The 22,221-nt window shown below is 43.9% G+C and carries 25 protein-coding genes; 12 read left to right on the forward strand and 13 right to left on the reverse strand.

The window, feature by feature from the left end:
* Positions 1–119: 119 nt before the first annotated feature.
* The 5 genes from CFE23_RS12660 to CFE23_RS12680 all read right to left on the reverse strand — a co-directional run bounded on the left by CFE23_RS12660 (position 120) and on the right by CFE23_RS12680 (position 4,146).
* Positions 120–1,457, reverse strand: a complete 1,338-nt coding sequence (locus CFE23_RS12660) for a TolC family protein (RefSeq protein ID WP_291088572.1) — start codon at positions 1,455–1,457, stop codon at positions 120–122.
* On the reverse strand, positions 1,447–2,073 hold the full coding sequence (locus CFE23_RS12665) for a TetR family transcriptional regulator (protein WP_291088574.1): 627 nt from the start codon (positions 2,071–2,073) through the stop codon (positions 1,447–1,449). Before CFE23_RS12665 ends, CFE23_RS12660 begins: the two co-directional genes overlap by 11 nt.
* A 225-nt stretch (positions 2,074–2,298) precedes the next feature.
* Entirely contained in the window at positions 2,299–2,865 is a 567-nt protein-coding gene (locus tag CFE23_RS12670; protein ID WP_291088576.1) for an aminodeoxychorismate/anthranilate synthase component II, read from the reverse strand.
* Positions 2,866–3,066: 201 nt separating this feature from the next.
* Complete coding sequence (locus CFE23_RS12675; RefSeq protein ID WP_291088578.1) at positions 3,067–3,633, reverse strand: YceI family protein; 567 nt, start codon at positions 3,631–3,633, stop codon at positions 3,067–3,069.
* Between the two features lie 33 nt (positions 3,634–3,666).
* Positions 3,667–4,146 (reverse strand): MarR family transcriptional regulator, encoded by a 480-nt coding sequence (locus CFE23_RS12680; RefSeq protein WP_291088580.1) that lies wholly within the window; start codon positions 4,144–4,146, stop codon positions 3,667–3,669.
* A gap of 135 nt (positions 4,147–4,281) precedes the next feature.
* Between CFE23_RS12680 and CFE23_RS12685 the strand changes: the two genes are divergently transcribed.
* The 12 genes from CFE23_RS12685 (at position 4,282) to CFE23_RS12740 (ending at position 16,026) form a co-directional block, all read left to right on the forward strand.
* Positions 4,282–4,815 carry a TlpA disulfide reductase family protein gene (locus CFE23_RS12685; RefSeq protein ID WP_291088582.1) on the forward strand — a complete coding sequence of 178 codons (534 nt, stop codon included), beginning with the start codon at positions 4,282–4,284 and terminating at the stop codon, positions 4,813–4,815.
* 1 nt (position 4,816) lies between these two features.
* On the forward strand, positions 4,817–5,431 hold the full coding sequence (locus CFE23_RS12690; protein ID WP_291088584.1) for a thioredoxin family protein: 615 nt from the start codon (positions 4,817–4,819) through the stop codon (positions 5,429–5,431).
* A 37-nt stretch (positions 5,432–5,468) separates the two neighbouring features.
* Positions 5,469–5,780, forward strand: coding sequence for a rhodanese-like domain-containing protein (locus CFE23_RS12695; protein WP_291088586.1), 312 nt, complete (start codon positions 5,469–5,471; stop codon positions 5,778–5,780).
* Between the two features lie 109 nt (positions 5,781–5,889).
* Positions 5,890–6,111: a DUF2892 domain-containing protein gene (locus tag CFE23_RS12700; protein WP_291088588.1), complete on the forward strand. Its 222-nt coding sequence runs from the start codon at positions 5,890–5,892 to the stop codon at positions 6,109–6,111.
* Positions 6,112–6,314: 203 nt separating this feature from the next.
* Positions 6,315–7,571, forward strand: coding sequence for a putative DNA modification/repair radical SAM protein (locus CFE23_RS12705; RefSeq protein ID WP_291088590.1), 1,257 nt, complete (start codon positions 6,315–6,317; stop codon positions 7,569–7,571).
* Positions 7,571–8,329, forward strand: coding sequence for a TIGR03915 family putative DNA repair protein (locus CFE23_RS12710; protein ID WP_291088592.1), 759 nt, complete (start codon positions 7,571–7,573; stop codon positions 8,327–8,329). The genes CFE23_RS12705 and CFE23_RS12710 overlap by 1 nt, the downstream gene beginning before the upstream one ends.
* A gap of 259 nt (positions 8,330–8,588) precedes the next feature.
* Positions 8,589–9,800 carry a response regulator gene (locus CFE23_RS12715; RefSeq protein WP_291088594.1) on the forward strand — a complete coding sequence of 404 codons (1,212 nt, stop codon included), beginning with the start codon at positions 8,589–8,591 and terminating at the stop codon, positions 9,798–9,800.
* Positions 9,801–9,805: 5 nt separating this feature from the next.
* The gene (locus CFE23_RS12720) at positions 9,806–13,369 is read left to right on the forward strand and encodes a response regulator (protein ID WP_291088596.1); all 3,564 of its coding nucleotides are present in this window, start codon (positions 9,806–9,808) and stop codon (positions 13,367–13,369) included.
* A 3-nt stretch (positions 13,370–13,372) separates the two neighbouring features.
* A complete protein-coding gene (locus tag CFE23_RS12725; protein ID WP_291088598.1) occupies positions 13,373–13,738 on the forward strand; it encodes a response regulator in 366 nt (121 codons plus the stop codon).
* Between the two features lie 11 nt (positions 13,739–13,749).
* Positions 13,750–14,559: a protein-glutamate O-methyltransferase CheR gene (locus CFE23_RS12730; RefSeq protein WP_291088600.1), complete on the forward strand. Its 810-nt coding sequence runs from the start codon at positions 13,750–13,752 to the stop codon at positions 14,557–14,559.
* Entirely contained in the window at positions 14,541–15,119 is a 579-nt protein-coding gene (locus CFE23_RS12735; protein ID WP_291088602.1) for a chemotaxis protein CheB, read from the forward strand. The genes CFE23_RS12730 and CFE23_RS12735 overlap by 19 nt, the downstream gene beginning before the upstream one ends.
* A gap of 1 nt (position 15,120) precedes the next feature.
* A complete protein-coding gene (locus CFE23_RS12740; RefSeq protein ID WP_291088604.1) occupies positions 15,121–16,026 on the forward strand; it encodes a T9SS C-terminal target domain-containing protein in 906 nt (301 codons plus the stop codon).
* Positions 16,027–16,393: 367 nt separating this feature from the next.
* Here CFE23_RS12740 and CFE23_RS12745 read toward each other — a convergent pair whose 3' ends face one another.
* From CFE23_RS12745 to CFE23_RS12780, 8 genes are all read right to left on the reverse strand, one after another.
* Positions 16,394–17,578: a cytochrome c peroxidase gene (locus CFE23_RS12745; protein WP_291088606.1), complete on the reverse strand. Its 1,185-nt coding sequence runs from the start codon at positions 17,576–17,578 to the stop codon at positions 16,394–16,396.
* 69 nt (positions 17,579–17,647) lie between these two features.
* Positions 17,648–18,406: a phosphatase PAP2 family protein gene (locus CFE23_RS12750; RefSeq protein ID WP_291088608.1), complete on the reverse strand. Its 759-nt coding sequence runs from the start codon at positions 18,404–18,406 to the stop codon at positions 17,648–17,650.
* Between the two features lie 214 nt (positions 18,407–18,620).
* A complete protein-coding gene (locus CFE23_RS12755) occupies positions 18,621–19,166 on the reverse strand; it encodes a YceI family protein (RefSeq protein WP_291088610.1) in 546 nt (181 codons plus the stop codon).
* A gap of 15 nt (positions 19,167–19,181) precedes the next feature.
* Positions 19,182–19,523 (reverse strand): hypothetical protein, encoded by a 342-nt coding sequence (locus CFE23_RS12760; RefSeq protein ID WP_291088612.1) that lies wholly within the window; start codon positions 19,521–19,523, stop codon positions 19,182–19,184.
* Between the two features lies 1 nt (position 19,524).
* On the reverse strand, positions 19,525–20,385 hold the full coding sequence (locus tag CFE23_RS12765; protein WP_291088614.1) for a DUF5777 family beta-barrel protein: 861 nt from the start codon (positions 20,383–20,385) through the stop codon (positions 19,525–19,527).
* A gap of 8 nt (positions 20,386–20,393) precedes the next feature.
* Positions 20,394–20,783, reverse strand: coding sequence for a hypothetical protein (locus tag CFE23_RS12770; RefSeq protein ID WP_291088616.1), 390 nt, complete (start codon positions 20,781–20,783; stop codon positions 20,394–20,396).
* Positions 20,784–20,789: 6 nt separating this feature from the next.
* Complete coding sequence (locus tag CFE23_RS12775; protein WP_291088618.1) at positions 20,790–21,557, reverse strand: T9SS type A sorting domain-containing protein; 768 nt, start codon at positions 21,555–21,557, stop codon at positions 20,790–20,792.
* 12 nt (positions 21,558–21,569) lie between these two features.
* Positions 21,570–22,094: an ankyrin repeat domain-containing protein gene (locus tag CFE23_RS12780; protein WP_291088620.1), complete on the reverse strand. Its 525-nt coding sequence runs from the start codon at positions 22,092–22,094 to the stop codon at positions 21,570–21,572.
* Between the last annotated feature and the right edge of the window lie 127 nt (positions 22,095–22,221).

The raw sequence follows: 22,221 nt of genomic DNA on the forward strand, positions 1-22,221 counted from the left end.
TTTCTTCGTGCTTTAGTGAGTGAAGGTATTTAAATGTGCCATAAGTCACACCCAGAATTACCAGCGCACTCAGTATAAAAATAAATTTTTTGTTGGTTTTTTTCTTCTCCATGGTATTGTTAGTTAAGGTTGAAGGATTGTGTTAATTGGCCGGTAGCGTCAAGCAGTTCGTAATATTTAAGCACCATATTCGCTTTGGCATAAGCCTGGTTTATTTTGGCAGAAAGGTCTTCGACATCGGCTTCCAACAGGTCGTTGGTATCAGACAGACCATTGTCGTACTTGTCTTTTACAATCCTGAAATTTTCATCAGCCTGGTTTACCGCTTCCGAATACACTTTGTCCTGTTTTACGGAAAGTTCGTAGTTTTCGCGCGCTTCGGTGATTTCCGATTTAATGCGATCCGTGAGGATGGACTGCTCCAGTTTCACTTCTTCCGCACGGCTTTTGGCGGCTTTGACGTCTTTGTTGTTTTTAAAGATAGAACTTAAGTTATAAGATAACCCAATTCCAACGTTCATCGCATTTTCCACGCGTACGACGTTCTGAAGGTCAATAAATGCGTAGCCGCCAACGAGCGAAAGGGAAGGGTAGTAGTTGCTTTTTGCTACCTTGATATTGGCTTCTGTAGCCTTTTGGGTATAGCTAAGTGCTTCGAGGTCCTTGCGGTTTGACAGTTCTTCAGCTTCTGGTTTCACGGATTTAGAGAACAGGTCCTGAGCAATGTTATCAGGCGTTACTTCAACCATGGTTTCAGGAGAAAGTTTTAGTAAGGTTACCAGGTTGTAATTGATTAACCTGACATTCTTTTCGGCTTCGTCGAGCGACAGCTGGATTTTTGATTCCTGCAATTGGGCTTTTAAAAGGTCATTGCGGGCGATAATACCATTTTTTTCCATTGCCGTAAAATCGGTAACACGCTGTTGGCTGCTTTTAAGGCTTTCTTTGAGCAATTCAACAGACTTTTGCGCTTTGTAAAGTGCCGCGTAGTAACTTACCACTCGCATTGCCGTTTCTTCTTTAGTATACGCTGCATTGGCTTTTTCAGCCTGGTACAAATTTTCCGAAGCAGCGATGGAGTGCCTTAATTTAAAGCCCGAAAAGATGGGCATGTTAATATTGGCCTGCGCCAGGATTAACTGATTCACTTTTGGGGAAGAAGCAGGCTCGGCGTTGGGGTCTGTGGCGGCCTCGTTGCTGGATTTAAGCTTTATATCGGCATTGGTAAGCCGAAGGTATTGCCCTGAAAGTTTGAAATCAGGATAGCGATTGTTTTTAGTGACGTCAACCTGGTACGCTTTTGTCGATGCTTTTGCGTCCGCAAGTAGGGATTCATCCGTTTTTGACAATGCGATTTTCACCGCATCCTGAAGTGAAAGATTTGTTTTCTGTTGTGCCTGAAGCGAAATCGACCCTAAAACAAATGGCCCTGCAAGCAATAAATTCCTAATTCTCATGTGTCAGTAAGGCTTTGATGGTTTGTTTAATGTGTGCTGAAAGTTCGTTTTTTATATAATTATTGACCGCCTCATCTGTGCGGAGGTCAAGAATCTCCTCGTAAAGCGGCCTATTCATATGGAAATGAAAAAAAGTGCCCATAACCGTAGGAGGAATCAGGTAAATATTGATGTCTTTTCGAAAAACACCTTCTTCCTGACCCTGGGTGATAATTTCGCGCAGTGAGTCGACATTCCTTCTTTTGACCTCAGTAAATGATTTAATATTGATCGCCCGCTTTTTGTTGGACAGTTCAAAATGCATGATTTGGTAAATGCAGCGGTTTTTCTGGATGCGGGTGAGGTAAAGGTCGATGAGTTTCTCCAGTTTATCCATCGGGGCAAGGTCCTCTCTAAGCAGGTTTTCGAGTTGGATCTTGAGGTCAGCGGTACGCGAAATAATCAATGCTTCGAGCATCCTTTCTTTCGATCCAAAGTAATACGATACCATCGCAATATTGATTTTGGCCTCTTTTGCAATGTTGCGGATCGATGTTCCGTCAAACCCTTTCTCAGCAAAAAGCTGCTCAGCGACGTGAAGTATACGGATTTGTTTTTCGTTAAAATCTATAGTCATTTTCAAATGCTAAATTTCGGGTACAAATTTAAACAAACGTTTAAGTTAAACAAACGTTTAAAATATTTTTAACGGTTATTTAACAATGGAATTGCATGTGAAATAATGGGGTTACAAACGTAAATTGTGTGCTGTAATTCGTATAGATTAAATCTATTACAAATATTTAATAGTTTGTTATCCAAATAGATAAATTATTTTACCTAAACTGTATTTACGGTTGTGTTAAGAATCAACCCAGTTTTTCAAAAGCAATTTTCCGTGTGGTGTGAGGATGCTTTCAGGATGAAACTGAACGGCTTTTACATCGTAAGTTCGGTGGCGGAGTGACATGATTTCGCCATCAATATCCACCGACGTCACTTCAAGATCAACAGGAAGGTTTCTGTTTACGGTCCAGGAATGGTATCGTCCTACGGCTATTTCAGGTGGCATATCTTTGAATAACATTTCGTCTGCGACAATAACTTTGATTGTTGATGCGACGCCGTGATGTACTTTTTTGAGGTTTACCAAGGATCCGCCGAAAACCTCTGCGATGGCTTGCTGGCCGAGACAAATGCCAAGGATACTTTTAGTACTTGCATATCTGCGGATAACTTCAAGTAACTGGCCTGCCTCTGACGGAATGCCTGGTCCCGGTGAAAGCAGGACTTTGTCAAAACGTTCCACATCGTCAAGGTCGAATGCATTGTTGCGCCAAATGGTGACGGAAGCGCCAAGATCCTCAAGGTAGTGGCTGAGGTTGAATGTGAAGCTGTCGTAGTTGTCGATGATAAGTACTTGTTTCATTTCGCAAAGGTAAAAACAATGTTTGAAGTGTGGGCCATGTTGCGTGAGGGATCGAAGCGAAGTGCCGTGCACTGCGTAGAGCCCGACGGCGGCTTGATGGATCGAACAAGCAGGACGCAACTGAAAAAGCAGCCGTCACGCCCAAAAAAAGAAAACCCCGACACGAATGCCGGGGTTTCATTAGTTATTGCTTTGCTGGAATTAGAATACCAACGAAACCGTCACGTCAAAATCGTCGTTGATTACTTTATCGCCAAGTCCGTCGAAGAAACTTCCTGAACCGTACTTGATATCGTATTTCGTCCTGTCGATCTTGAAAGAAGTTGTGGCTTTGTTTCCAGCGACTGCAAGATCAAACGTTACCGGTTTTGTGATGCCTTTAATGGTTAAGTCGGCAACAACGGTATAGGTGTTGTTTGCTTTAGCAGTAATCGTTTTGAAGGCCAATGATGCTGTAGCAAATTTTGCTGTTCCAAAAAAGTCATCCGCTTTCAGGTGACCTTCAAGTTTTTCTTTACCTTCACCTGCTTTAAGGTCTGTTACCGCGATAGATGTCATGTCAACATTAAAAGCGCCACCTGTTAGTTTGTTGCTTTTGAAAACCAATGAGCCATCTTTCAGGTTTACGGTTCCGGAGTGTTGCCCGGTTACTTTTTTACCCACCCATGTGATGGTACTTTTCTTAACATCTACCTTTTTTGTTTGTGCGTTTGCTGTTGCGCCTAAGGCGATAAAAAGGGCGATAGCGATTGTTTTTAAATTCTTCATTGTAATTAAAATTAGTTATTGTTTAAAAATTGATTAAGATCCTGATTTTGTTTCCCGACTGAAAGTCCTGAATTTTTCCAACAGCGCGTTGAGTTGTTCCATTTCCTCCGGGCTCATGTTGATTGCGAAGTTCCTTTCATGATCCTGGACTTTTGGATCCAGTGCTTCCAGAAGCGCAAGCCCTTTTTCGGTGATGGCTACTTCCATCTTGCGCCTGTTGTTGGGACAGATTTCACGCGTTACGAGGTTTTTCAGCAGCAATTTGTCGACAAGGCGCGTTGTGTTGCTCGTTTTTGCCAGCATTCGCTCCTGTATCAGGAACATGTTTGCCGGTAATCCCTGCTGACCCCGAAGGATGCGCAACACATTAAATTGTTCTGAAGAGATGTCGAAGGGTTTCAACACTTCGTTGAATTTCTCGGCAATGACATTGTTGGCATATAAAATATTCAATACCACCTTCTTTTCGATGGGGAGTACTGCGTTTGATTTTATAATCTCCTCTATTGTCATTAGTAACTGTGATATTTGTAGGTACAAATGTATGGGATTATTTTTTATTTGTATATACAAATGTTTATTAAATTTTTGTTAAATCGATTAGGCATCAGTAAAGAATGGGTATTTTTATAATCCTAAAAAAACAAAATGACGCGTCTCCTTCTATTTTTTCTTATCATTACCGGGTTTGAATTTTCTTCGGGAGACGCACGGCAGTTGGAGGGAGCGCCGCAACCCCTCAGGATTTACCGTGCTGAGGGAATTATAGTAAAAGCGTATGATTTCAAGTCGCTTCAGTATTTCCTGAGCAAAAAAACAGACACTACGTATGTGGTCAACTTTTGGGCAACCTGGTGTGCGCCATGTGTAGCGGAGCTCAGGCATTTTGAAAAGCTGCAGCTTGATAACAAAGCCAGGAAAGTGAAAGTACTGCTCGTAAGCCTCGATATGAAAAAACAGGTGGAAACGAAACTCATTCCGTTCATAGCAAAAAAAGGTTTGGCGTCCGAGGTGGTTTTTCTCGATGATCCGAATGCGAATGAATGGATTGGGAAGGTAAGCAAGGACTGGAGTGGTGCCATCCCTGCGACATTAATTTACAATAAGGACGAGCGAAAATTTTTTGAGCGGAGTTTCAGCTATGCATCACTGGAAAACGAATTGAAACAATTTAAATATTAATATGATGAGCAAATTCACTATGATCGCGTTGGCGATTATCCTCACAGGAGCCAGCGCTTTTACTGCAAGGACCACAATAGGCGGGTATCAGGTTGGGGACTATGCAACGGATTTCAGCCTAAAGAATGTTGACGGTAAAATGGTCTCGTTAAAGGATTTTAAGTCGGCGAAAGGATTTATAGTAATATTTACCTGCAACCACTGCCCATATGCCCAAGCCTACGAAGACCGGATTGTGGCGTTGCATAACAAGTATGCTTCAAAAGGGTATCCGGTAGTTGCAATCAATCCAAATAATCCTGAGAAACAGAAGGACGACAGTTTTGCGCTGATGCAGGTTCGGGCAAAGGAAAAAGGCTTTACTTTTCCCTATTTAATCGACGAAGGCCAGAAAATTTATCCCCAGTACGGTGCTACAAAAACACCTCACGTCTACCTGCTGCAAAAAACATCGAAAGGTTTGGCGGTAAAATATATCGGTGCTATCGATGATAATTATGAAGATGAGACTGCCGTCAAAGCGAAGTATGTTGAGAATGCCGTGGACGCGCTTTTAAACAACGTTGAAATTAATGTGAAGGAAACGAAAGCAATTGGTTGCTCGATCAAAGTATAAATCCATTTCTTTTGTAATTTTGCAAAAAAACAATAAAATGAACTTATCGCAACACGATTGGGCTACACAGCTTGAAGCGGACGAGAATGCTGTCATTCTTGACGTGCGCACCGCAGACGAATGCAATGACGGAATCATTCCAAATGCTGTAATGATTGACATTTACAAAGGGCAGGGTTTTATATACGAACTGGAGTCCCTCGACAAATCAAAAAACTATTATGTTTATTGTAAAGCCGGAGGCAGAAGCGGCCAGGCTTGTGATATTATGGGGCAGTTGGGATTCGAAAATACCTACAACCTGCTGGGCGGATTTATGCAATGGGAAGGCAAAACTGAAATCCCGTAATTTCTTTAATAACAAATATTTAAATTATTTTTTGATTGCGTCAAAAATTTGTTAAATTCGCGTCTTGTAGACATTTTTCTACAAATTTGAAAAACAAACACACAACGCAATGAAAAAAAATGTGGGTAATTCTGATATTCTAGTCAGGTTTATATTAGGCGCAGTATTGATGATCCTATCTTTTACAGATGTAAGCCCAGATCAATTGTTAGACAATATCTTTTTGATTGCGGGGATTTACCTGGTCATTTCGGGATTGTTGAGGTTTTGCGTCATTTATTTTTTTCTGGGCCTGAGTACTGCAGGAAAGAGTAAACCAAAAATGTATTAATACCGCCGTCAAGGCGGTTTTTTTTTTGAATTGCTTTTTGGCAGCATTTACGATAAGGTAATTTTCGAAAAAAATCAAAGTATATTCTGACGGTTAATGCGATAATATTGCAGTTTTTTTAACGACTGTTTATAGTCCATAGTATGGCTTAAATTGTAAATTTCCAACATTGCTATAACGTTGAAAATTATACTTCCGGAACCATGTCTGACCGTATTCGTGAAAAACTCCAAATCCTTGCCGATGCTGCCAAGTATGACGTGTCGTGCTCTTCAAGCGGCAGCAATCGCAAAAACACCGATAAAGGCTTGGGCGATGCCAGCAGTTCTGGGATTTGTCATACCTACACTGAAGATGGACGCTGCGTGTCGCTGCTGAAAATCCTACTCACCAACCACTGCATTTTTGACTGCGCCTTTTGCGTGTCGAGAAAAAGCAACGACATTAAACGTGCTGCATTCACCGTTGCCGAAGTTGTCGAGCTTACCATGAGTTTTTACCGCCGAAATTATATAGAGGGATTGTTCCTGAGCTCCGGAATTTTTAAAAATGCAGATTATACCATGGAGCGCCTGGTACGCATTGCAAAAAGGTTGCGGCTCGAACATCGGTTTAATGGTTATATCCATTTAAAAACCATTCCGGGTGCGAGCGAGGAACTGCTCACTGAAGCGGGCCTTTACGCCGATCGCATGAGTATCAATCTTGAAATGCCTACAGAGTCAGGCCTTAAGTTATTGGCTCCGGACAAGTCACACGACGATGTGAAAAAACCGCTCGGCTTCATACAGCAAAGTATCATCGCGTTAAAAGACGAGAAAAAACTGATCAACAGCACCCCTAAGTTTGTCCCCGCTGGTCAAAGTACACAAATGGTCATAGGCGCTACGCCTGAAACCGATATGGAAATCATGTATAGCGCAAACGAATACTATAAAAATTACGACCTTAAAAGAGTATATTACTCCGGTTACATTCCCATTAGTTACGATACACGCATGCCAATCATTGGCAGTCAGCCACCATTGCTTCGCGAAAACAGATTGTATCAAACCGATTGGTTGATGCGCTTTTACGGTTTTGAGGTACAGGAGCTTCTGAATCCCGAAAACCCACACCTTGATATCGACATGGATCCGAAATTAAGCTGGGCCTTGCGAAACATGGAACATTTTCCTATTGATGTTAATACCGCCGATTATGGGATGATTCTTCGTGTTCCCGGCATCGGTGTAGGATCGGCAAAGAAAATCGTAACAGCGCGTAAATTCGGACGCTTGCGGTCAGACCAACTCAAACAAATGGGAATTGCCTTCAACAGGGCGAAATATTTTATCCGCTGTGCCGATAGTATCTTCCAGCTCAATACGCCCGATTCGTTTAAGGTAAAGCAAATGATCCTTTCCGAGAGTTCGAGCAAATACCTAAAGGTACCCCAAAACCAGCTGACATTATTCTAATGACAATTTTTCTCTTTGACGGCAGTTTCGAGGGCTTGCTCAGCGCAGTATTCGAATATTACGAAACAAAACCGGGTACCGTACAACTGGTTTGCAGCCAACATTATCAACCCGGAATTATTGATATTCCGGTCGACATTGTCAGTGACAGGAAGAAAGCGGATCGGGTTTGGCAGGGATTGCGGAAAAAAATAAGCGCCGACTGGGTGTCAAGATTTTACAAATCTTACTTCGCGGAAACACCGGAAGTATTTCAGCACCTTTTTGATTTCTGCATTTACATTTTCGATCATCCAAAGGGCGCTGAACAGAATTATGGTAATCCATCTGTAATAGCCATTTCTAAGACAGACCGCAGTGTAAACCGGGAAAAGCACCGCATGAAAGCGTTTATCCGTTTTCAGGAAACGACAGACGGCATTTTTTACGCGCCGATTGAGCCTGATTTTAACGTGTTGCCGCTGATTGCCACATTTTTTAAAAACCGATATGCAGACCAGCAATGGATTATCTACGATTTAAAAAGAAATTATGGCTTATTTTATGATTTGGAGGACGTAAAGGAAATCAGGATGGAATATAAGCCCATCCTTAATACACAGTCTGCATCCGAATTGCTTCACGGAAAAGAAAATCTCTACAGTGTGCTGTGGCAGGATTATTTTAAAAGCACAAACATTCCCGCCCGGAAAAATATGAAACTGCACTTGCAGCATGTGCCCAAGCGCTATTGGAAATACCTGACAGAAAAGCAATAAGCTGTAGGTTTTCTAAGAGAAATTCAGGATTCATTTCCAAATTGAATAAGCCCTTTGATTTTTCATTTTTTTTTGTATTTTTAGCCTACCAAAATAATACGCAATTTCCGTGAACGCCGATAAATCCCCTAATCAGCAACGGAAAAACTACAATCATAATTAAATGACGTTTGATTAACGACGGTTCGCCGCGTTTTTCCCGCCTATGCTTAATGAATAGCGCAGGTTTAAGACAGGAGGTTTTGGGACTCCTTTTATTATGATATTAATTGTAGACGATAAGCGGGAAAATATTATTCCGCTAAAAAAAATACTCGAACTTCACCAGCTCGATTCGGACTCAGCAGAATCAGGCGAAGAGGCATTAAAAATGATTCTTAAAAGGAATTACTGCCTCATTATTATGGACGTACAAATGCCGGGCATGGATGGTTTTGAAGTCGTCGAGATACTGTCAGGGAGCAACCGTACCAAAGATATTCCAGTCATTTTCCTTTCTGCCATCAACAAAGAGAAAAAATATATTTTTAAAGGGTACCAGACCGGTGCCGTAGATTATATTACGAAGCCTGTTGATCCGGATCTGCTGATACTCAAGGTCAAGGCTTTTCTTAAACTGCACCAACAGCAACAAGAACTAAAAGATGTTCGCGACCTGCTGTCTAAGGAAATAGAAATTCGAAAACAGGCCCAGGAAAACCTCGAAGAAAAAGTTTTTGAAAGGACCAGGGAACTCGTCACAAAAAATGAGGAGCTCGAATTCCGAAACCATGAATTGCAGCAGTTTGCGTGGGTCGTATCACACGATTTAAAAGAGCCTATCCGAAAGATTGAAATTTTTGTGAAGCTGATCAGGGATCGTTACCTCGTGTCGGGCGATGCCAAAGCGACCGAAACTATTGAACGGACACTTGCTTCTTCGGCAAGAATGACCAAATTGATTGAAGATCTGCTCGACTATTCCAGGCTTTCATCCCCCGCAACTCCTGAGAAAACGGATCTAAACGAAATCATCGGGGAAGTACTTGCCGATCTGGAATATCTTATTGACCAAAAACAAGGCGAAATCATCATCACTACAGACCTCCCGATCATCGAAGGGATTCCGAGCCAGTTGCGCCAGATCATGCAAAATCTAATTGGAAATTCCTTAAAATTCAGCAAGGAAGAGATACCGCCAATAGTTACAATCACCGCAGAACGGATTGCCGAAAAGGATTTTTCTGCGCCTGTTTCTGAAAATGGTGATTTTTATAGGATTACTGTGAGCGATAACGGAATCGGCTTTGATGAGACCTACGTAGACAAGATTTTTACGATTTTTCAAAGGCTGCACCATCGCGATGCTTATGAAGGAACCGGTATCGGCCTGGCAATCGCCAAAAAAATAATCGAAAAACACAACGGACTTATTACCGCTAAAAGTAAGGAAGGTGAAGGCGCCGAGTTTATTATTATCTTTCCAAAATAGTGAATATGCAGAATAATTTTAAAAGGAATTTGGTAGTCAGCTCTACTGTGTCCATGCTGATTTTAATTATTAGTTCGACCGCTTCCTATCTTAGTATCCAAAGTCTCCTGGAAAGCAATAACTGGGTGAATCATACCCAGGAAGTGATATACAACCTTAACCAATGCAGCGCGGAAATGTCGGACGCACAAACCGGTGTCCGCGGATTCTTAATTACCGGAAAAACCGTTTTTCTGGATCGTTATTCAGATTCAGAATCAAAAACCGATGGTTACTTGGAGAAAATCCAGGCACTTACCGCTGACAATAAGGAGCAACAGCTCAGCCTAAGCGACTTGAAACCGATTAAAAATACATTTTACACTTATCTCGAATTGCGGGTTGCCTCCAAAACCAACGGGCTGCCGGTTAAACCAGATGAATTGGATACCGGCAAAAAGCTGATGGACGAAATTCGTGCCATATTTAAAAGAATGGAGGCGCGTGAAAACCAGCTTCTGAAGGAAAGGACCGGAAATTCAGAGAAATATGGCGCGTACAGTTCGCTGTTGATAGTTTTCGCAGCATTGATTGCCGTTGTAATCAGTATCGTATTCTTCATAAGAATTATCAGGGACTACAATGACCGGGTAAAACTACAGCGGGAACTTGAGCAAAACGAATATGAAACGGCAGAACGGATCCGTGTGATCAGCAACATTGCAGAACAGATTTCGTCAGGCAATTACAACATCCGTGTTAATGATACCGAAAGCGATGCGCTGGGCAGTGTAGCAATTTCATTAAACAATATGGCTGCGTCTTTAAATACGTCTTTCAACCTGTTGTCTGATAGAGAATGGATGCAAACTGGGATTGCGGAGCTGAATAATGTGATGCTCGGCGAAAAGAACCTCGAAGAACTGGCAAAAGAAGTTGTCGAATTCATTTCGGTGTATACCGGAAGCAGCGCAGGCGTTTTCTACCTCATTGAAGGAGAGGTACTTTACATTGCCGCCAGTTACAGCTATATTCCATCGGGTGATCGGACACATTTGAAGATCGGAGAGGGGCTTTCAGGACAGGCAGCAGCTTCAGGTCGCCTGCTGGAACTTAAGTCACTGGAGCCGGACAATATCAAAATTTCATATGCTTTAGGCGAAATTAAACCGACCCATGTGGTGGCAGTGCCCATGATGGAACTCAGGACGGAAGGTGTCATCGAATTGGCTTCTGTTAAAGAGTACACGCCACTGCATTTGGAGTTTCTGGAAGCGGCTGCTGACAATATTGCCATCGCTGTAAAAGCTGCCCTAAGCCGCAAACGCGTTCAGGAATTACTGGAAGAGACTCAGGCACAAACTGAAGAGCTCACCGCGCAGCACAGTGAGCTGGAAAGCATGAACGCCGAACTGGAAACCCAGACAGAAAAGCTTCAGGCATCAGAGGAGGAACTGAAAGTACAACAGGAAGAACTGCAACAAACCAATGAGGAGTTGGCGGAGAGAAGTGTGCTGCTCGAAGAACAAAACACCGAGATCCAGAAGAAATCGGAAGCACTGGAGTTATCCACCAAATACAAGTCAGAATTCCTGGCAAATATGTCGCACGAACTTCGTACGCCACTCAATTCGATTTTGTTGTTGAGCCGTTTGCTTTCGGAAAATAACGAAGGGAATATGAGTAATGAGCAAATGGAATTTGCCCGTGTCATCCAAAGTTCAGGAAATGGACTTCTCGCCCTTATAGACGAAATCCTTGATTTGTCCAAGATTGAGGCCGGCAAAATGGAGCTTGAAATACTCGACATTTCCGTTCAGGAAATCGCCGACAGCATGAAAAGTTTGTTCTCAGAGGTTGCCCGCGACAAGAAAATTGAATTTAAGGTGATTTCGGACAAAGCGCCTCTGGTCATGAAAACAGATAAAATGCGCCTGGAGCAAATCCTGAAAAACCTTATTTCAAACGCAATCAAGTTTACGTCAAAAGGTACTGTAACACTGGACATTCATAAAGATCCCGGGAATGAAAAGCGCATTTGCTTTACCGTAAAAGACACTGGGATTGGTATCCCAAAAGAACAGCAGCCCCTGATTTTTGAAGCATTTCAGCAGGCGGATGGCTCAACCAAACGCAAATACGGCGGAACAGGCCTTGGACTGTCAATCAGCAGGGAGCTCGCAAAATTGTTGCATGGAAGTATTTCGCTGGAGAGCGTCGTCGATGAGGGCAGCAGTTTTACACTTTGCATCCCGGTTTCGGCTTCCGTTTCGGCTTCGGGTACCGTATCAAACCAATGGCAGGAAACACCTATGCATAAGCCTTTAGAAACAGTTGAAGCAACGGTGAACCCGTATCTCAGTAAAACCATTCCCGACGATATTCCCGACGACCGCGACAACATCGGTAAAGATGATAAGACAATACTGATCGTGGAAGATGATACCAATTTTGCCAAATCGTTGCTGGATTTCACAAGGCAAAAAGGATATAAGGGAATTGTCTCTGTTCGTGGCGACTATGCCTTGAATCTCGCATTGAAATATAGGCCCGTCGGTGTCCTGCTGGACATCCAGCTTCCTGTAAAAAGCGGCTGGGAGGTGATGGAAGAATTGAAAAGCAACGCGACAACACGTCCCATTCCGGTCCACATTATGTCGTCTCACAGATTGAAACAGGAGAGTTTACTAAAAGGTGCCGTGAATTTTCTGGACAAGCCCGTTGCCTATGAGCAAATGACGGAGATTTTTAAACGAATCGAACACATTGTAAACCGCGATTCACAAAAGGTGCTGATCATTGAAGACAATTCAAAACATGCCAAAGCACTGGCGTATTTCCTGGAAACGCACAGCATCATCTCAGAGATAAAAAGCGAAGTATCAGAAGGCGTCGACGCGCTGCAAAAACCAGACGTGCATTGCGTAATCCTGGATATGGGAATCCCGGACCGCCAGTCTTACGAAATTCTCGAAGGCGTCAAGTCAAATCCGGGGCTTGAAAACCTGCCCATCATCGTATTTACAGGAAAAAGCCTATCGATGCAGGAGGAATTGAAGCTGAAGAAATATGCAGATTCCATCGTGATTAAAACGGCGCATTCCTACCAGCGAATGATTGACGAAGTGTCGCTGTTTTTACACCTGGTCGAAGAAAAGAAATCGGATAAACATGGTAAGAACCGGAACCTGCAGCTGCTGAACAATGTCCTGAGCAACAAGACCGTTCTTGTGGTGGACGACGACGTAAGGAACATCTACTCGCTTACAAAAGCGCTTGAAGTCTTGCAGATGCGTGTACTTACGGCAATTGACGGAAACGAAGCCCTGAAGATTATGGACGAACATCCAGATCTCGATGTCGTCCTGCTCGATATGATGATGCCAAACATGGATGGCTACGAAACCGCAAAACGCATCCGTGAAATCAAACGATTTAAGTCGCTTCCGGTAATTGCCGTAACGGCAAAAGCGATGGTCGGGGACCGTGAAAAATGCATCAATGCGGGCGCATCGGATTATATTACAAAGCCTGTCGATGTAGACCAGTTATTATCGCTGCTCAGGGTTTGGCTCTACGATAAGCAATAAATTATGGAAAATAAAAGAATCCTTATTGTTGATGACGACGCGCGCAATATTTTTGCGTTGACTGCGGTGCTTAAGGCAAGGTCGTTCGATTGCCATTCCTGCTTAAGTGCAGCTGAAGCACTGGAGCTGTTGCAAAATGATGCCCACATAGACTTTGTTTTGATAGACATGATGATGCCTGAAATGGATGGCTATGAGGCCATTCCGTTAATCAAGGAAATTCCCGCTCATGCGTCAACGCCCGTCATTTCAGTAACCGCCCAGGCCATGATCGGAGACCGTGAGAAGTGTCTTGCTGCGGGAGCAGACGCCTACATCTCAAAGCCGATTGATGTTGATAAGCTGCTCGCGATTTTAAATAACGCCTAAATGAGACTGCAATGTTAACGGACCATGAAGTCGAGGTTTTGATCCACGAAGCGTTTGAGTACTACGGATTCGATTTCGGAGGGTATTCGCGCGCCTCATTCAAACGCCGCATTGATAGGCTGTACCAACTTGATGGCTTTAAAAGCTTCCCGGAATTGCTCTCCCGAATGCGCACGGACACGGAGTATTTTAAACGGATGGTCGAAGAAATCACGGTCAATGTCACAGAGATGTTTCGTGACCCCTTGTTTTACAAAGTGCTTCGGGAAGAAATCCTTCCCCTATTGGCAACAAAGCCGTTTATAAGGATTTGGCATGCAGGCTGCTCCACCGGCGAAGAAGTTTTTTCCATGGCAATTATGCTGAAGGAAGCCAATTTGCTCAGGAAATCGCTGTTGTATGCCACTGATTTGAACCCTTCAGTCATTGTCGCGGCTAAGAAAGGCATTTTTCCAATTCGGATGATGCAGCAGTATTCCGAGAACTATATTGCTTCCGGCGGGAAAAAGGATTTTTCTGATTACTATATTGCAAATTATGACCGGGCGAAATTTAGCGAGGAACTGATTGAAAAAATGGTATTTTCACAGCATAACCTGGTTTCGGACAGTTCTTTCAATGAATTTGACCTGATTTTGTGTCGGAATGTGATGATTTATTTTGATAAAGACCTGCAGGAAAGGGCGTTGAAGCTTTTCGACGACAGCCTTAGTAAATTGGGATTTCTTGCGTTAGGGACGAAGGAAACCATCAAATATTCCCATTTGCAGCCCCGTTTTCTACAATTGAGAAAGGAAAAAATATGGAAAAAGATCAAATGAAAGAAAAAATAAAAGTGGTGGTTATTGGCGGATCGGCAGGCAGCCTTGAAGTGTTGTTGCAATTGCTGCCCAAGTTCCATAGCATCCCCGACTTTGCCCTTGTCATCGTTTTACACCGAAAAAACGCAGAAGACAGTACCCTTGAAAACCTGATTGCAATGAAAACTATCGTTCCCGTAGTTGAAATTGAAGACAAGACACCCATACAGGCGGGTGCCATTTACATCGGCCCATCCGATTACCACCTGCTTTTCGAAAAAGACAATACCTTTGCACTGGACGTTTCGGAGAAAATAAACTTTAGCAGGCCAAGCATCGACCTGGCCTTTGAGTCGGCCGCAGATGTATTTGGACCGGAATTAACCGGCATTTTGCTTTCAGGAGCAAATGCCGATGGGACCAATGGACTCAAAGCCATCAAAAGGGAAGGAGGCACTACAATCGTGCAACTACCGGAATCGGCTGAAATGCCGTTCATGCCAAACCACGCGAAGTTAAATGCAAATCCCGATTTTATCCTGGACATTCCAGAGATTCTGAACTACATCATGCCCCAATAACATGCGTTTTATTTTAAAATACCTGATCATTTTAACGATAAGCCTGTCGGCATGGTCACAGACCAACGGCGGCGCGTCCGTACAAAAGCCAAAGATGAAACACGGCTCCCTGAAGCCGAAAAAATCCATCAATTTGGACCCGACGATTAAGGAGGGCTCGGGCCTTGCCATATGGAACGGAAAGCTTTGGACCCACAATGACAGCGGAAAACCCCAACTGTTTGCGCTTGATACAGCCAATGGGAAATTGGCGGATACATATGATTTACCCCGTATCAAAAATCGCGATTGGGAAGAAATCTCTCAGGATCATGATTTTTTTTATATTGGTGATTTTGGCAACAATGCACACAAGGCTGATACGCTGAAGATTTTTCGAATCGATAAACGTTCCCTGCTCCAGAGGAAACCGGTTATCGATTCCATCGCTTTTACCTGGCCTGAAACCCAGAATCGGGGTGTGCAGACCAAACTGAATTTTGATTGCGAGGCCATGGTGGTTGTCGGCGACAGCATTTGCCTGTTCACGAAAGAGTGGAAGCAGGGCAGGCGCTCCCGTCTATTCACCGTCCCAAAGCTTCCCGGCCAATGGCTTGCCAGGTACAAAACGACATTAGAAACAAGGCTGTTGGTTACCGGAGCTTCTTACGATGAACAAGGTGAGAAACTCGTATTGTGTGGCTACAACTTAACCCTGCAACCGTATCTTTTGGTTTTTCCAAAAACGTCAGGGCAGGATTTCTTTTCTCAACCAGGTAGAAAGATCCGTGTTAGGAAACGTTTCAGGCAGGTAGAAGGTATCGCCACGGCAAATGGGACGGACTATTTTTTAATCAATGAGGACTTCAATTTTCACTTGCTGCACACCAAAGCACAATTGCACCGCCTTACAATCGCAACAGATTAACACCGAATCAATAAAAAAAATCTTACTTTTTTGACTGAGGCCGAGGGTTTTTTTTAAATTTGCCGTCTAATTCCCCGTAGAAGTTTTTCGGCCCGGTCCAATAAAACTGACACAGTTTAACGAATAGATGGCGGCATTGGGAGGTGGCGTCATCAGGATGTTTTTAAACTTCATCCATTCGTGCCGGGCCTTTTTTTATAATATCGATAGCAAAACAGCCCCTGAAAAGAGGCTGTTTTCTTATTTTATGGCGCTTCATCCCGCGCTCCGCTGTATCTTTTTTAGCGGTCAATATCAGTCTTCCGGATTTTCGGCTTGGGTCGCTAAAAAAGGATGCCGCTGCGATCGGGGCTGGCATTCCTACCCATTAAAATGGGGTCGACCATTTGGCGTTGGTATACACATCCGTTCCAGAAAGCGTCTTGATAAATGCCGTTATCGCACTGATTTCCTGCGGCGTCATGTTGAGCTCTTGCGGCATGCCGCCTGGCCTTAGTTTGGGGTCAAGATTTGTATTTCCCGGTACAATCGGAATCACATTATAATGCGCCAGCACTTGCTGTAGCGTGGTGAATTCTCCCGTGTGCATAAACGGTCCATTTGGCGTTCCATCTGGTTTCAGCATATTTCGCAGCGATGGCGCACGGGTATTTGTAATGTCTAATAGAGTGGGATTGCCTAAAGTGCCCACAACACCATTATTGCCGCTGTTGGGTGCAATATCAAATTCCGGTGCAGCGTGGCAGCCCGCGCATCCCAGGCCTCCTCCGGTCCTTACACCTGCTGCATTGAATTGCGGTGGAGTAAGAAACAGGTTTTTGCCCTGGTTTTCCTCGGCGGAAAAATTAGTAAATGGCTGTCCGTCATTGGCGGCTGTCGCCCTCCCGACATCATATTTTGAATCAAAGGACTGGATGCTGCGGACAAATTGTGCCAGCGCGTCCTGTATTCTGGTTTCAGTAACTTCTGAATCCCCATAAACAAATGTGAATAATTCCTGATAGTATCCAATGGACTGCAGTTTTGAGACAAGTCCGTCGATATTGTCATCGCCGCCGGTTCCGCTGAATCCCATTTCAATGTGGTTCTGTATGGGCTGTGTCGTCTGCGCTTCCAATGTCGCCGCCCGCTCATCCCAGAAGAATTTCCGTTCCACACTAAATCGGGCGTTGATCAGCCGCATGGCGTGCCTTCCTGTGGTACCATTAACACCGGGGCTTGCCACAGCGCCGTCTCCAAAGGCATCGGCCTGGATGTGGCAGCTTGCACACGAAACCGTGTTGTTCTTAGAAAGGTTTTTGTCATAAAACAATATCCTTCCCAGCGTCGCGCCTTTATCCGTAATCGGGTTGCCGGCAGTGTTGTCTTTTGTAATATAAGCCGGAATAGCCTGGTTTGCGTAATTGCTGAGGTTATCTGGATCTATCGTAGTTCCAAAGGTGGCGGTAATGTTTGGATAAAGATCAATTGGGACGTATTCATTGTCTTCGCTTTTACTGCAGGAATACAGAGAGAGGGTCAGGATTGCGGTTAGGACGATCACTTTTTTCATGCTTACTGGTTTTGGTTTTTTTGTTAGACGTGAAAAAGAATGAAATCCTTCGTTATCGAAATGAGAGACTCAAAACCTTCTCAGAAAACTTACGCCGATATGGCTGCCATCGTACGACGGTGCAAGCATCGATGTTGATTTTGTTTCATTCCTGAACAAGGTGCGGTGCAGCCAGGGATACATCCAATAAGCGGCCTTTGTACTTAAAATCCCGATTCCGGCGCCTGCAGCCACGTCCGTAAGCCAATGCCTGTTGTTATAGATCCTGAAAATCCCGGTACCTGTTGCGACCGCATATCCTGCTACACCATACCATATTGATTGGTCTTTATATTCCTGCCAAAGGAATTCAGCACCTGCAAAGGCGGTCGCAGTATGCCCGGAAGGAAAAGAGTTTCGCGAACTGCCGTCTGGGCGCTCAATCCGGGTTGTGGTTTTTAAACTGAGCACCGTTGCCGACATCAGTAAATACGAAGTCGCCAGAATCATCGAGCGGTCACGCAGATTGTGCTTCCCCGCCACACCGATATTGTTTAGGGCATACACTGAAAGAGCCGGCGCCCACTGTGAGAAATCGTCAATTGTGATTCTTTCATCGATGTCTTCTTTCACTTCATCCCTGAGATTCAGGTTCCAGGTTTTGAGCTGGTCACTTTCGAGCCCAATGACGCCATATCCAATTAGGATAGATGGAAGGATGAGTTTTTTATAATGGAATTCAGATTTCCTGATGGTATCCCGATCGTTGTATTTCCGGACAGTATCTTGTGCAGCGCCAGGCCACGGCAAAAGAGTACAGGTAAAGATCAGGGCAATTGACTTTTTCATGTGAAAAAAATTAAGGTTAGGATGGCTTTCTACCATCCTTAACAGTGGTTGGTTATCTAGGAACGGCTTGCAGATAGATTGCGTATGGCCTTTGGCTTAAATTTTACTTAAGGTGTCTCTTTAATAAAGCTAAAAAAATAAAGCCCGTAAATTTTCTTTACGGGCTTCATTTAAAAGCATAACAAAACTTAAATAACCAATTAGAATGTCGGTGCTATTTTGCTTCAAGTGCAAAACTCAAGCTGATTTTTACGTCTTCAGCGATCTTATTTTTTACCACAGATGGAATGTCTATTTTGTAATCAACCGGTTTAATCGCGAAGGCACTATTGGCCAGAAGCTTATCCCCGGAAGGTGTGAACGTGATTTTTGCTTTTACTTTTTTTGTAACACCATGCAGTGTCAGCTCGCCTTCGATATCAAATGTTGATTTTCCTACTGCCAGTTTTGCCGCATCGTAGTTCACGATTTTTCCTTTAAAGGTTGATTTTGGATACAACGACGACTCGACATAGTTCTCATTAAAATGCTCCTCCATCAAAGGCACTTTAAACCGAAATCCCTTCACGAGTGCCAGCGTAACAAACTCACCGGTACTTTTATCAAAAATACAGGAAACCGAATTGTTTGTCGCGGCAATTTCTTCCAAAGCAGGCATTGACGCTTCAAATTTGATTTCTCCTGACCGCGTCATCATTTTCTGGCTGACCATAATATGGGCCGTCAGCAAAGTGAACAGGCATAGGATACATTTTTTCATTTTCGTTTTATTTAATTAGTTAGGAAATCCGTTGTTTGCCCAGTTATTTACCATGTCGATTTTATGCTGCGGCATCCTCCCGATTTCAGGCATGCCCTGTCCCGAAGGTGCGTTTATTTCATCAAGCAGGCCGCCGCTTTCCACAGCAGTTTTTACGTCGTCATAGGTTTCGAGATAGGGTTGCTGGCCCCCGTCACTACTGTGGCAACTGGTGCAGTTCGCGCTCATTATGGGTTTAATATTCGCGAGGTACGTCGGGTTGGTCGTAATCACCGAAACTTCGTCATACGTAGTTGATTCACATGACATTACCGCCATGCCTGCCACAGCAAGCATTACTATTTTTATTGCTCTCATATTAAAAAACTCTATACATGTTAAATCCGAAATAAATTCCGCCACCATTCCATTTTCCGGTAGCATTTGTAAAATAAGCCACGTCATTGATGGCCTGGCTGTTTGAAAACAGCAGTTGGAACACGTGGCCGCCGGTTTCAATATCAAGCCCTACAGACAATGGGTTGTGGTACATCTCGTTTTCCGGGGCATCCATTCTGGCGGCATACTCAAGGTTCACGCTAAGCCTTTTGGTCAGTTTATACCGTCCGCCTGCCGCAACCAGGAACTGGTCCTTATTTTCAGTGGCAGGGTCGTAAAGATTTTTATGCACAAAAACCGGATTTATTTCCAGCGAAAAAGCATTGGAAAACTTTCTCGAAATCGGCAGTTGGGTCGTGAAGGCAAGGCGGTTGTTGCTTTTAAGGTTCGGATATTCGTCAACACTTAATTTGGTATTGATATCCATCGAGTTAAAACCCACAATCGTCACCGGGAAGCCGTCAATTTCCTGATCGGCAAATTTATATTTTGCAGTCAGTTCAAACACCTTGTTGTAGGTTTGACGGGAAATACCCACAGAGAACCAATTGGTTACGCCGTAGATTCCCCCCAGTTTGGTATAGGCATTGTCCAATCCAAAAAAATTATCGAGCCCATTCGTGAGATCACCAAACCGGTGCGACACCACAAAATAAAATTCACCTTTGGCAGCCAGCTTTGTCGATTGCATCGATACGACCTGTACTCCTTTAAACGCTGCAATTTCTATTTCTTTCTTAGTGGACTTCTGGTCGAGTTCATCTAGCAGGTTTTCCTGTGCTGATGCAATGCCGCAACCCAGCAGCGCCAAGGCCAATACCGTAATCTTTTTTAATTTCATATCAGGGATTATTTAATGATGTAACATTGATCCAGCTTGATTTCACCCATGAGGTCATCAAAGCCGATGAGTCGTCCTTTTACGGCAACAATGTGCCCGTTAGTCAGTGCTGCAAGGGTCTGCATGGTACAGATCACATTGCTGTTCAGTACGAGTTCCTTATTTTTACAAGAGGTCACCGTTCCATTAATTTCGATGGCTTTGTTGAGGTACTTTTTGGTCGCCTTGGCAGCATCAACGTTGAATTCGGAAGTCAGGTTTTCAGCAGTCACCTTAAAGGCGGCATCTTCTGTCTGCAGGTTCCGCTGACCTCCCTTCATAACGTATAGATACCCTAAAGTGAGTACGAGGGCCAGCAGTACAATGACTGAAGTCCAGATTTTGAGTTTTTTATTCATGTCGAATTAGTTAATTTCTATTTTCCTTACGATACGATCGTCAGCGTTTGAAATTTCAAGGAAATAAACACCAGAGGATAATCCGGACAAGTTCAGTGGAATACTGGCATCACTGGTTTTCGGTTGCAATTCCTTTACCAGCTGTGCATCGGTATTGAACACCTTTATGTCTTCGATCCTTTCTAGCATGCGGTTGTCCAGCAAAAGATTCCCGTCTGAGGGGTTTGGATAGACCGTAATTTTGTCGGCAAGGGTGATGTCATCGACGCCCAATACGGTGGTAAATGTTGCCGACGTATTTCCTTTAGTACTGTGTTCGGAATTGAAATTGGTATTTGGCCCCACCGCCCAGATCAGGTTGATGCTGTTAGTGGCGTAGGTAAAGGTGTGATCATTCGCATCACCGGTACTAAAGGGCCTTGTGGCCACTATTGTCCTTGTGCTTCCGCTGACCGTGTTGCTCACTAACGTGAGGTTGTTGGTCCCGTCCGTCACTGCCGCATTATGGCCGCCGGAAAGGTGCTGGTCCAGGAGCACCGTGGTGTACGTAATCACATCAATCGGTGTGTTGGTGGACATGGTGGTCGCTGCAAGGCCAACAGACAACCATTTTGTGGCGGGGCCGGTCATCGTAAACGTAAGCAGTGAAGTCGCCTGGTTCATGTCGATCTTTACGGTCATTGACCCGATGTTTTTAACACCGGTTGTTTTTTGTTGCGCAGTTCCCAGGGTGATGGCAAGCGCAGTGAGCAGGACGGTAAACGTAGTTTTCATTTTCATTTTTTTTTATTGGTCCAACAGTATGATGAGTTCGGTATTCTTATTGAATTGCGCCATGTCGAGCGCAGTTTTTCCTTCATTGTCTTTTAAGGTTTTGTCGGCTCCCGATTTTATTAAAAGCTTTGCCGCTTCATTTTTGTTGAAGTAAACCGCATACATCAGTGCCGTTTTGCCGTCCGCCGAGGTGAGGTCTACGTTAGCATGCTGGGCAAGCAGTTTGCTGATAATCGAGATGTTTCCGTTCATCACGGCGGCCATCAGTGCAGTACCGCGGCCATTGTTGTAATTCAGATCCTTCACTTTCTCAGCGAGGAATAAGGCAACCGCTTCATTTCCATTATATGCAGCGAGGATCAACGGACTTGAGCCGCCCTCGTTCACGCTGTTTATGATGTCCGGATTTTGGTTGTATTGCGCTGTGATTTCTGAAAGGCTTCCTTTCCGGCAAACATCAAAAACAGTGGAAGGCTGGGATCTCATAGGCGTAGAGGCGAATAAGATAAAAAGCAATTGTAGCGTCAGGTTTCGCATTCTGGGTTGTTTTTTTCAATGCAAACTTCGCTTTCAATTCTATTTCAAATCTGTAGAATGGACCCGAACCACAATCTTAACTGAATCTTAAGAATCCCGATTTTTAATCGGTGTTGCATCGGAAAAG

Origin of the sequence: Flavobacterium sp. BFFFF1 (genome assembly GCF_002256285.1) — a bacterium.
Classification (GTDB): domain Bacteria; phylum Bacteroidota; class Bacteroidia; order Flavobacteriales; family Flavobacteriaceae; genus Flavobacterium.

Excerpts from the sequence above, each read along its gene's own strand:
- CFE23_RS12780 (WP_291088620.1), bottom strand. The coding sequence starts at position 22,094 with ATGCGAAACCTGACGCTACAATTGCTTTTTATCTTATTCGCCTCTACG.
- CFE23_RS12675 (WP_291088578.1), bottom strand. The coding sequence starts at position 3,633 with ATGAAGAATTTAAAAACAATCGCTATCGCCCTTTTTATCGCCTTAGGC.
- CFE23_RS12725 (WP_291088598.1), top strand. The coding sequence starts at position 13,373 with ATGGAAAATAAAAGAATCCTTATTGTTGATGACGACGCGCGCAATATT.
- CFE23_RS12670 (WP_291088576.1), bottom strand. The coding sequence starts at position 2,865 with ATGAAACAAGTACTTATCATCGACAACTACGACAGCTTCACATTCAAC.
- CFE23_RS12760 (WP_291088612.1), bottom strand. The coding sequence starts at position 19,523 with ATGAGAGCAATAAAAATAGTAATGCTTGCTGTGGCAGGCATGGCGGTA.
- CFE23_RS12680 (WP_291088580.1), bottom strand. The coding sequence starts at position 4,146 with ATGACAATAGAGGAGATTATAAAATCAAACGCAGTACTCCCCATCGAA.
- CFE23_RS12695 (WP_291088586.1), top strand. The coding sequence starts at position 5,469 with ATGAACTTATCGCAACACGATTGGGCTACACAGCTTGAAGCGGACGAG.
- CFE23_RS12735 (WP_291088602.1), top strand. The coding sequence starts at position 14,541 with ATGGAAAAAGATCAAATGAAAGAAAAAATAAAAGTGGTGGTTATTGGC.
- CFE23_RS12705 (WP_291088590.1), top strand. The coding sequence starts at position 6,315 with ATGTCTGACCGTATTCGTGAAAAACTCCAAATCCTTGCCGATGCTGCC.
- CFE23_RS12770 (WP_291088616.1), bottom strand. The coding sequence starts at position 20,783 with ATGAATAAAAAACTCAAAATCTGGACTTCAGTCATTGTACTGCTGGCC.
- CFE23_RS12730 (WP_291088600.1), top strand. The coding sequence starts at position 13,750 with ATGTTAACGGACCATGAAGTCGAGGTTTTGATCCACGAAGCGTTTGAG.
- CFE23_RS12715 (WP_291088594.1), top strand. The coding sequence starts at position 8,589 with ATGATATTAATTGTAGACGATAAGCGGGAAAATATTATTCCGCTAAAA.
- CFE23_RS12740 (WP_291088604.1), top strand. The coding sequence starts at position 15,121 with ATGCGTTTTATTTTAAAATACCTGATCATTTTAACGATAAGCCTGTCG.
- CFE23_RS12765 (WP_291088614.1), bottom strand. The coding sequence starts at position 20,385 with ATGAAATTAAAAAAGATTACGGTATTGGCCTTGGCGCTGCTGGGTTGC.
- CFE23_RS12710 (WP_291088592.1), top strand. The coding sequence starts at position 7,571 with ATGACAATTTTTCTCTTTGACGGCAGTTTCGAGGGCTTGCTCAGCGCA.
- CFE23_RS12665 (WP_291088574.1), bottom strand. The coding sequence starts at position 2,073 with ATGACTATAGATTTTAACGAAAAACAAATCCGTATACTTCACGTCGCT.
- CFE23_RS12755 (WP_291088610.1), bottom strand. The coding sequence starts at position 19,166 with ATGAAAAAATGTATCCTATGCCTGTTCACTTTGCTGACGGCCCATATT.
- CFE23_RS12745 (WP_291088606.1), bottom strand. The coding sequence starts at position 17,578 with ATGAAAAAAGTGATCGTCCTAACCGCAATCCTGACCCTCTCTCTGTAT.
- CFE23_RS12700 (WP_291088588.1), top strand. The coding sequence starts at position 5,890 with ATGAAAAAAAATGTGGGTAATTCTGATATTCTAGTCAGGTTTATATTA.
- CFE23_RS12750 (WP_291088608.1), bottom strand. The coding sequence starts at position 18,406 with ATGAAAAAGTCAATTGCCCTGATCTTTACCTGTACTCTTTTGCCGTGG.
- CFE23_RS12775 (WP_291088618.1), bottom strand. The coding sequence starts at position 21,557 with ATGAAAACTACGTTTACCGTCCTGCTCACTGCGCTTGCCATCACCCTG.
- CFE23_RS12720 (WP_291088596.1), top strand. The coding sequence starts at position 9,806 with ATGCAGAATAATTTTAAAAGGAATTTGGTAGTCAGCTCTACTGTGTCC.
- CFE23_RS12685 (WP_291088582.1), top strand. The coding sequence starts at position 4,282 with ATGACGCGTCTCCTTCTATTTTTTCTTATCATTACCGGGTTTGAATTT.
- CFE23_RS12690 (WP_291088584.1), top strand. The coding sequence starts at position 4,817 with ATGATGAGCAAATTCACTATGATCGCGTTGGCGATTATCCTCACAGGA.
- CFE23_RS12660 (WP_291088572.1), bottom strand. The coding sequence starts at position 1,457 with ATGAGAATTAGGAATTTATTGCTTGCAGGGCCATTTGTTTTAGGGTCG.